Source organism: Micromonospora phytophila (genome assembly GCF_023656545.1).
In the GTDB taxonomy this organism is placed as follows: Bacteria; Actinomycetota; Actinomycetes; order Mycobacteriales; family Micromonosporaceae; genus Micromonospora; species Micromonospora phytophila.
In genome coordinates this window covers 1-8,013 of record NZ_JAMOKF010000257.1, presented here as the reverse complement: position 1 = coordinate 8,013, position 8,013 = coordinate 1, and the positions used below count along the sequence as shown (strand labels likewise).

Genomic DNA, 8,013 nt, shown 5'->3' with positions numbered 1-8,013 from the left:
GGGAGTCGTCGTAGCCGACCACCGAGAGGTCCCCGGGGACCGAGAGGCCGCGCTGCCGGGCGGCCCGGATCGCGCCGAGCGCCATCAGGTCCGAGCCGGAGACGATGCCGGTGACGCCGCGCCCCAGCAGCCGTCCGGCGGCCGCCTCGCCGCCCTCCACGCCGAAGAGCGAGAGCTCGGCCAGGTCGTCCAGCTCGCCCTCGGCGAGCCCGCCGAGCCGGGTCATCGCGGCCCGGAAGCCGGCCACCCGGCGCTGCACCGGCACGAACCGGTCGGGTCCGGTGATCAGGCCGATCCGCCGGTGCCCGAGGGCCACCAGGTGGGCGACGGCCAGCTCGGTCGCCTCGCCGTCGTCGCAGGAGACGAAGGGCGCCGCGATGCCGGGCGCATAGCCGTTGATCATCACGATCGGGAGCGGGCGGGCGATCAGTGCGCGGTAACGGTCGTGGTTGGCCGCGGTGTCGGCGTGCAGGCCGGAGACGAAGACGATCCCGGAGACCTGCCGGTCCAGCAGCATCTCGACGTACTCGTCCTCGGTGACGCCGCCGGCGGTCTGGGTGCAGAGCACCGGGGTGAACCCGCTCTGCGCCAGGGTCGACTCGATGACCTGGGCGAAGGCGGGGAAGATCGGGTTGTCCAGTTCGGGGACCACCAGGCCCACCAGGCCGGCGCTGCGCTTGCGCAGCCGGGCCGGGCGTTCGTAGCCGAGCACGTCGAGGGCGGTCAGGACGGCCTGCCGGGTCTCGGGGGCCACGCCGGGGCGGTCGTTGAGCACCCGCGACACCGTGGCCTCGCTGACTTCGGCCTGCTGGGCGATGTCGGACAGTCGAGCGCGCATGGCGGAACTTTAGCTCACGGGCAAGTTCTTGCGTACTCGCTTGCAAGCCCTTCCATTGCCTGCAACCTCTTGCTAACGTCCCCGCAACATGCGAGAGCAGCGGCGCGGCATGGCAGCGCCGGTTGGCAAGAACTTACAGAGGTTTCCACTGGCGGACCGCCCTTCCCCCGGCGGCCGCCACAACGACAGGAGTACCGATGCGCATCCGTACCGCGGGTGTGGTCGCCGTTCTCGGTCTGGCGCTCGCGGCGTCCGGCTGCGGCGACAACAGCAAGGACGAGCCGGCCGCCAAGGAATCCCCCAAGGCCGCGAGCGGCAAGCTCGTCATCTGGGCCGACGACAAGCGTGCGGCGGCCCTCAAGCCGTTCGGTGAGAAGTTCGGCCAGGAGAACGGCGTCACCGTCGAGGTGCAGGCCGTCTCCAAGGACCTGCAGACCAACTTCGTCACCGCCTCCCAGCAGGGCAGCGGCCCGGACGTCGTGGTCGGCGCGCACGACTGGATCGGCAACCTGGTGCAGAACGGCGCCATCGACCCGGTGCAGCTCGCCGCCGAGCAGAAGAGCGCCTTCAACGAGACCGCCGTCAAGGCCGTGACCTTCAACGGTCAGGTCTACGGCGTGCCGTACGCGACCGAGAACATCGCGCTGATCCGCAACACGGAGCTGGCCCCCGAGGCGCCGAAGACGATCGAGGAACTGGTCGCCACCGGCAAGAAGCTCAAGGCCGAGAAGAAGGCCAGCGAGATCCTCTGCCTCCAGTCCGGACAGAACGGCGACGCGTACCACATCTACCCGCTGTACACCTCGGCCGGCGGCTACCTCTTCGGCACCGCCGCCAACGGCGACTACGACCCGAAGGACCTGGGCGTCGGCAAGCCGGAGTCGATCGCGGCGTTCCAGAAGATCGGCAAGCTCGGTGAGAAGGGCGACGGTGCGTTGAAGCGCTCCATCACCGGCGAGAACTCGATCGCCACCTTCACCGGCAAGAAGTGCGCCTACCTGGTCTCCGGCCCGTGGGCGATCGCCGACGCCAAGAAGGCCGGCATCAAGTACGACATCTCCCCGGTCCCCGGCTTCGCCGGTGGCAAGGAGGCCCAGCCGTTCGTGGGCGTCCAGTCGTTCTACGTCGCCGCCAAGGGCAAGAACAAGGCCCTGGCCCAGGAGTTCGTCACCAACTACGTGACCAAGCCCGACCTGGCCGTGGCGCTGTACAACGCCGAGCCGCGTCCGCCGGCGCTGACCGCCGCCTTCGACCAGGTCAAGGGCACCGACCCGGACCTGGCCAAGTTCTCCGAGGCCGGCAAGAACGGCCAGGTGCTCCCGGCGATCCCGGCCATGGCCGCGATCTGGGACCCGTTCGGCAAGGCCGAGGCCGCCGTCATCGGTGGCGCCGACCCGGCCAAGACCATCACCGCCGCCGGCAAGACGATCTCCGGTCAGATCAAGTAATGAGCGCGTCGCTGTCCGGCCCGGGGTCTGCCACGCAGACCCCGGGCCGGGAGCCCGCCCGTTCCGGGCTCCCGCGCAAGTCCCGTGACGCGCGGTACCACGCGCCGATCACCCTGACCGGCCTCGTCGTCAAGGTGGTCCTGCTCGGCCTGGTGGCCGGGATCGCGATCTGGGCGGCCTTCCCGCTCATCGAGGCGAAGTACTGGGTGGGCCTGGCCATCCTGCTGGCGACCACCGCCGGCCTGTTCTACCTCTACCTGACTCCCCAGCACATCCCGGCCAAGTACCTGATCCCGGGAACGATCTTCCTGATCGTGTTCCAGGTCTTCCCGGTGCTCTACACCGCCAGCACCGCCTTCACGAACTTCGGCGACGGTCACCGCGGTGACAAGTCCGACGCGATCGTCGCCATCCAGAGCTCGTCGGTGAAGCAGGTCCCCGGCTCCGCCCAGTACCCGCTCTCCGTCGCCACCAAGGGCGACCCGACCACCGGCCCGCTGGTCTTCCTGGTCACCGACCCGAAGAGCGGCACCGTCTCGATCGGCGACGCCGACGGGCTCAAGGCCCTCGACGCCGGCCAGGTCACCGTGGCGCCCGGCGGCAAGGTCACCGCCGCCGAGGGCTACACCATCCTCAACTTCGGCCAGGCCAGCGCCCGCAGCAAGGACATCACCGACCTGGTGGTGCCGACCTCCGGCGGCGCGCTGCGCTCCTCCGGCCTGTCCCGGGCGTACGAGGGCACCGCGGTCCGCGCGTACGACGAGGGCTGCGACTGCATCAAGGACAGCGAGAGCGGCAAGATCTGGACCGCCGACGAGTCGGTCGGCTCCTTCGTCGCCCCCGACGGCGAGCGGCTGGCCCAGGGCTGGAAGGTCAACGTCGGCCTGGAGAACTTCAGCCGGGTGCTGACCGACCCGAACATCTCCGGCCCGTTCTTCGGCACGCTGGTCTGGAACTTCGCCTTCGCGATCGGCTCGACCGGCTTCACCTTCCTGCTCGGCATGGGCATCGCGCTGGCCCTGCACTCGCCCCGGATGCGCGGCACCAACCTCTACCGGATGGTGCTGATCCTCCCGTACGCCATGCCGTCGTTCGCGATGCTGCTGGTCTGGCGGGACATGTTCAACACCGACTTCGGCCTGGTCAACAACCTCTTCGGGCTCGGTGTCGACTGGTTCGGCGAGGCGTGGTCCGCCCGCCTCGCGGTGCTGCTGGTGCAGCTCTGGCTCGGCTACCCGTACATGTTCCTGGTCGCCACCGGTGCGCTCCAGGCCATCCCGCGGGAGCTGACCGAGGCCACCTCGGTCGACGGGGCGACCCCCTTCCAGTCCTTCAAGGCGGTCACCCTGCCGCTGCTGCTGGTGGCCATCTCGCCGCTGCTGATCGCCTCGTTCGCGTACAACTTCAACAACATCAACGCGATCTGGTTCACCACCGAGGGTGGGCCGTTCCCCGCGGACAACCCGCGCAGCGGCGCCACGGACCTGTTGATCACGTACACCTACCGGCTGGCCTTCGGCGCGCAGGGCGCCGAGTACGGCCTGGCCGCCACCGTCTCGATCTTCATCTTCGCGATCGTGGCCGTGGTCTCCGCGATCAGCTTCTCGCGTACCCGCAGGCAGGAGGAGGTGTACTCGTGACGACCCACGCCGAGGCGCCCGTCGCCAACCGCAACGCGACCGGCCGGTCCAGGGGCCGCTGGTTCACCCAGGTCGGGTGGCGGCACCTGGTCGGGGCGCTCGCGGTGGCGTTCAGCCTCTTCCCGATCCTGTTCGTCATCTCCGCCGCGCTCAACCCGTTGGGCACGCTCTCCTCCACCGAACTGCTGCCGACCGGCGCGTCCTTCGAGAACTTCGCCAACCTGTTCTCCGAGACGGCGTTCGCCCACTGGTTCTTGAACTCGCTGCTGCTCGCCGGGGTGGCCAGCTTCGCGTCGATCTTCCTGTCGGCGCTGGCCGCGTACGCGTTCTCCCGGATGCGGTTCGCCGGCCGCCGGGTCGGGCTGCTCACGCTGCTGCTGATCCAGATGTTCCCGCAGTTCCTGGCGATCGTGGCGATCTTCCTGATCTTCACCACCGTCACCGACCTGTGGCCGTCGATCGGCTTCAACACCCCGTGGGGCCTGTTCCTGCTCTACATGGGTGGCGCGCTGGGCGCGAACACCTGGCTGATGAAGGGCTTCTTCGACACCCTGCCGAAGGAGCTGGACGAGTCGGCCACCATGGACGGCGCGTCGCACGCCCAGGTCTTCTTCCGGATCATGCTGCCGCTGGTGGCGCCGATCCTGGCGGTGACCGGGCTGCTCGCCTTCATCGGCTCGATCAACGAGTTCATCCTCGCCAACGTTTTCCTCACCAACACCAACTCGAAGACCCTCGCGGTCGGCATGTTCGGCCTGGTGGCCGGTGAGCGCAACAACAACTTCGGGATCTTCGCGGCGGGCACCCTGCTCACCGCGATCCCCACGGTGCTGGTGTTCCAACTGCTCCAGCGCTACATCGTCTCCGGGCTGACCTCCGGAGCCGTCAAGGGGTGAATCCCAGGGGTTGGTCGGAGGGGTGGCCGCTCTTCGCCCAGGGATTAGTCGGAGGGGTGGCCGTTCTCGCCGAGGGATTAGTCGGAGGGGTGGGCGTTCTTCGCCGAGGGCGAGGCGAGGGGTGCCACTCCGCACGCGGGTGCAGGTCCGTGGTCGGGTCCGCGGGACGGATCCCACCACCACCTGACCACGCCCAGCTGCGCGGCAAGGGCGTCGGGACGACGTACACCGGAGCAGTCACGGGCCGACCGCCGCGGCCGGGAGACCGGCCGCGGCGGGCGACCCACCTCTCTCCTCGTCCGACCGACGCGAAAGGCAGCGCCATGCCCCTGTCGCCACACCACGACGGATCCGCCCTGTACGTCCCCGAGCAGGAACCCTCGCTCGGCGACACCGTCGACGTCTTCGTCCGGGTGCCGGCCGGCGCCGACGTCCGCCAGGTGCACGTGCGCACCACCGGCGACGGCGAGCCCCGGTTCACCGAGGCGGTCGTCGACCGCACCGAGGGCGGCGACGTCTGGTGGCGGGTGCCGGTGCAGGCCCGCAACCCGGTCAGCAACTACCGGTTCATGCTCTCCGGGACGCGCGGCTACCGCTGGCTCAACGCCGCCGGCCTGGTCGGCCACGACGTGCCCGACAACGGCGACTTCAAGCTGGTCACCCACACCCCGCCGCCGGCCTGGGCCCGCGACGCGGTGATCTACCAGATCTTCCCGGACCGGTTCGCCCGCTCCGCCGCCGCCGACCGGCGGGCCCTGCCCGACTGGGCGATCCCGTGCGACTGGGACACCCCGGTGATCGGGCGCGGCCCGCAGACCCCGCACCAGTTCTACGGCGGCGACCTGGACGGCGTCACCGGGCGGCTGGACCACCTGGACCGGCTCGGCGTCAACACCGTCTACCTGACCCCGATCTTCCCGGCCCGCTCCAATCACCGCTACGACGCGGCCAGCTTCGACACGGTCGACCCGCTGCTCGGCGGGGACGCCGCGCTGGCCCGGCTCGCCGACGCCGTACGCGCCCGGGGCTGGCGGCTGCTCGGCGACATCACCAGCAACCACACCGGCGACGCGCACGAGTGGTTCACCACCGCCGTCTCCGACGTGTACGCCGCCGAGCGGGAGCTGTACTACTTCGACGAGGTGACCGGCTGCGACAACTCCAGCTCGGCGCGTCTGACGCCGCGCTGCGACCTGGAGCCGTCGTACGAGACCTGGAACGGGGTCAAGTCGCTGCCCAAGTTGAACTGGGGCAGCGCCGAGCTGCGCCGGCGTTTCGCCACCGCCGACGACTCGCTGCTGCGCCGCTGGCTGCGCCCGCCGTACGGGCTGGACGGCTGGCGGGTGGACGTGGCGAACATGACCGGCCGGCGGGGCGCTGACGCGTACACCCACGAGGTGGCGGCGCTGCTGCGGCGGGTGGTCGCGCAGACCCGCGCCGACGGGCTGCTGATGGCCGAGCACGGCCACGACCACACCGGCGACCTTGACCGCGACGGTTGGCACGGCACGATGAACTACGTCGGCTTCACCGACCCGGTCTGGTCCTGGCTGCGGCACGGCGACGCGCCGGTGCCGAACTTCCTCGGCACCCCCGGCGGGGTGGTCCGCCGGGACACCGACGCCGTGCTGGCCACCATGGACACGTACCGCTCGCTGGTCTCCTGGCGGTCGTACACCCACTCGTGGCAGTTGCTCGGCTCGCACGACTCGGCCCGGATCCGCACCGTGGTCGGCGACGCCGCCCGCCACGAGGTCGCGGCCGGCCTGCTCGCCACCATGCCCGGCACTCCGATGATCTTCGCCGGTGACGAGCTGGGTCTGACCGGCACCAACGGCGAGGAGTCCCGGACCCCGATGCCGTGGCACCGGCCGGAGAGCTGGGACGCCGGCACCTTCGCCGCCTACCGCTCGCTGATCGCGCTGCGCCGCGCCGAGCCCGCGCTGCGCCACGGCGGCCTGCGCCGGCTGCACGCCGACGCGGACACCCTGGTCTTCCTCCGGGAGGCCCCGACCGGCTCGGTGCTGGTGCTGGCCCGCCGGGCCGCCGGCCGGCCCGTCCGGCTGACCGGCCTCCCGGTCGGCGAGAACGTGTACGGCGGCGCCCCCGCCCTGCGCCCCGACGCCGAGGGCACGGTCACCCTCCCCGCCGACGGCCCCACCTTCCAGGTCTGGCGCCTCGCCTGACCCGTCGCCGCCCACCCCTGCCCGCACGTCCCGTCGACCGGGGACTCGTCGGGGCCAGGTGGCCTCTCGTCACCCCCGCGTCGGCGGGACGGGAGGGGGCGGGGAGAGGCTGAGCAGGGTGCGGACGCCGGCCAGGTAGGTCTCGCGGTCGGGGCCGCCGGTGAGGATGCGCTGGAGGAACCAGCCGGGGACCAGGGCGAACAGCGCCGCGGCGACGGCCTCCGGGTCGGCGTCGGCGGGCACCTCGCCGGTGCGCTGCGCCCGCCGGACCAGGATCTCGAAGTGCCCGCGGACGCGGGCGTACTTGCCGGCGACGAATTCGCCCAGTGCCGGGTCCCGCTGCGCCTCGCCCCAGACCTGGATCGCGATCCGCAGCAGGCCGTCGTCCCCGGCCTGGCTGTCCACGTACGCCAGCGCGCTGTCGAGCGCCTCCAGCAGCGGCACCGGGGGTTCCCGTCGGGCCAGCTCGCCGAGGACCGCCTCGGCGCCCCCGACCGCCTCTTCGGCGATTGCTCTGATCAGGTCGGCCTTGCTCGGGAAGTAGCGGTAGACGGCGCCCACCGAGAGCCCCGCCTCAGCGATGACGTCCTGCATCGTCGTGCGGTGGAAGCCCTCGCGCAGGAAGCAGCGGCGGGCGGCGTCGACGATCTGACGTCGGCGGGCGGCGAGGTGTTGCTCGGAGACGCGTGGCACGGCATACATCGTAAAGCGAACGTTCGTTCTTGACAGCGGGAGTGCGAGGGGAGGAGTCTGGGTGGGTAAATAGAATGAGCGTTCGTTTTAGGAGTGGATGATGCCGACCCGTACCCGGTCGCCCCTGGTGCTCGCCGTCGCGCTCGCCGCCCTCGCGGTGGGCGTCCAGGCGCTGCTCGTACCCCTGTTCGCCGCTCCCGCGGCAAACCTGGCCCCGCGCGACCTGCCGGTCGCCGTCGCGGGCCCCGCGCCCGCCGCCGACGAACTCGCCGGCCGGCTCGCCGCGGCCCGACCCGGGGCCTTCGCGGTGAC

General features: G+C 71.1%; 6 protein-coding genes and 1 pseudogene. 5 read left to right on the top strand and 2 right to left on the bottom strand.

The genetic code is table 11. The annotated features are described in order from the left end of the window. The coding region (locus NCC78_RS23700) for a LacI family DNA-binding transcriptional regulator (RefSeq protein WP_250797145.1) at positions 1-838 on the bottom strand (838 nt) is incomplete at its 3' end. 197 nt (positions 839-1,035) lie between these two features. On the opposite strand from NCC78_RS23700, the gene NCC78_RS23695 reads away from it, so the two are divergent. The 4 genes from NCC78_RS23695 to NCC78_RS23680 all read left to right on the top strand — a co-directional run bounded on the left by NCC78_RS23695 (position 1,036) and on the right by NCC78_RS23680 (position 7,008). Next, a complete protein-coding gene (locus NCC78_RS23695) occupies positions 1,036-2,286 on the top strand; it encodes a sugar ABC transporter substrate-binding protein (RefSeq protein ID WP_250797144.1) in 1,251 nt (416 codons plus the stop codon). Beyond that, positions 2,286-3,926 (top strand): ABC transporter permease subunit, encoded by a 1,641-nt coding sequence (locus NCC78_RS23690; RefSeq protein ID WP_250797143.1) that lies wholly within the window; start codon positions 2,286-2,288, stop codon positions 3,924-3,926. The genes NCC78_RS23695 and NCC78_RS23690 overlap by 1 nt, the downstream gene beginning before the upstream one ends. Next, complete coding sequence (locus NCC78_RS23685) at positions 3,923-4,822, top strand: sugar ABC transporter permease (protein ID WP_250797142.1); 900 nt, start codon at positions 3,923-3,925, stop codon at positions 4,820-4,822. The genes NCC78_RS23690 and NCC78_RS23685 overlap by 4 nt, the downstream gene beginning before the upstream one ends. 323 nt (positions 4,823-5,145) lie before the next feature. Continuing rightward, positions 5,146-7,008 (top strand): glycoside hydrolase family 13 protein, encoded by a 1,863-nt coding sequence (locus NCC78_RS23680; RefSeq protein WP_250797140.1) that lies wholly within the window; start codon positions 5,146-5,148, stop codon positions 7,006-7,008. A gap of 69 nt (positions 7,009-7,077) precedes the next feature. Here the strand turns inward: NCC78_RS23680 and NCC78_RS23675 are convergent, their stop codons facing one another. After that, a complete protein-coding gene (locus NCC78_RS23675) occupies positions 7,078-7,701 on the bottom strand; it encodes a TetR/AcrR family transcriptional regulator (protein WP_250797139.1) in 624 nt (207 codons plus the stop codon). A gap of 100 nt (positions 7,702-7,801) precedes the next feature. Here NCC78_RS23675 and NCC78_RS23670 point away from each other — a divergent pair. Beyond that, positions 7,802-8,013: pseudogene (locus NCC78_RS23670) on the top strand (hypothetical protein); the annotation flags it as partial.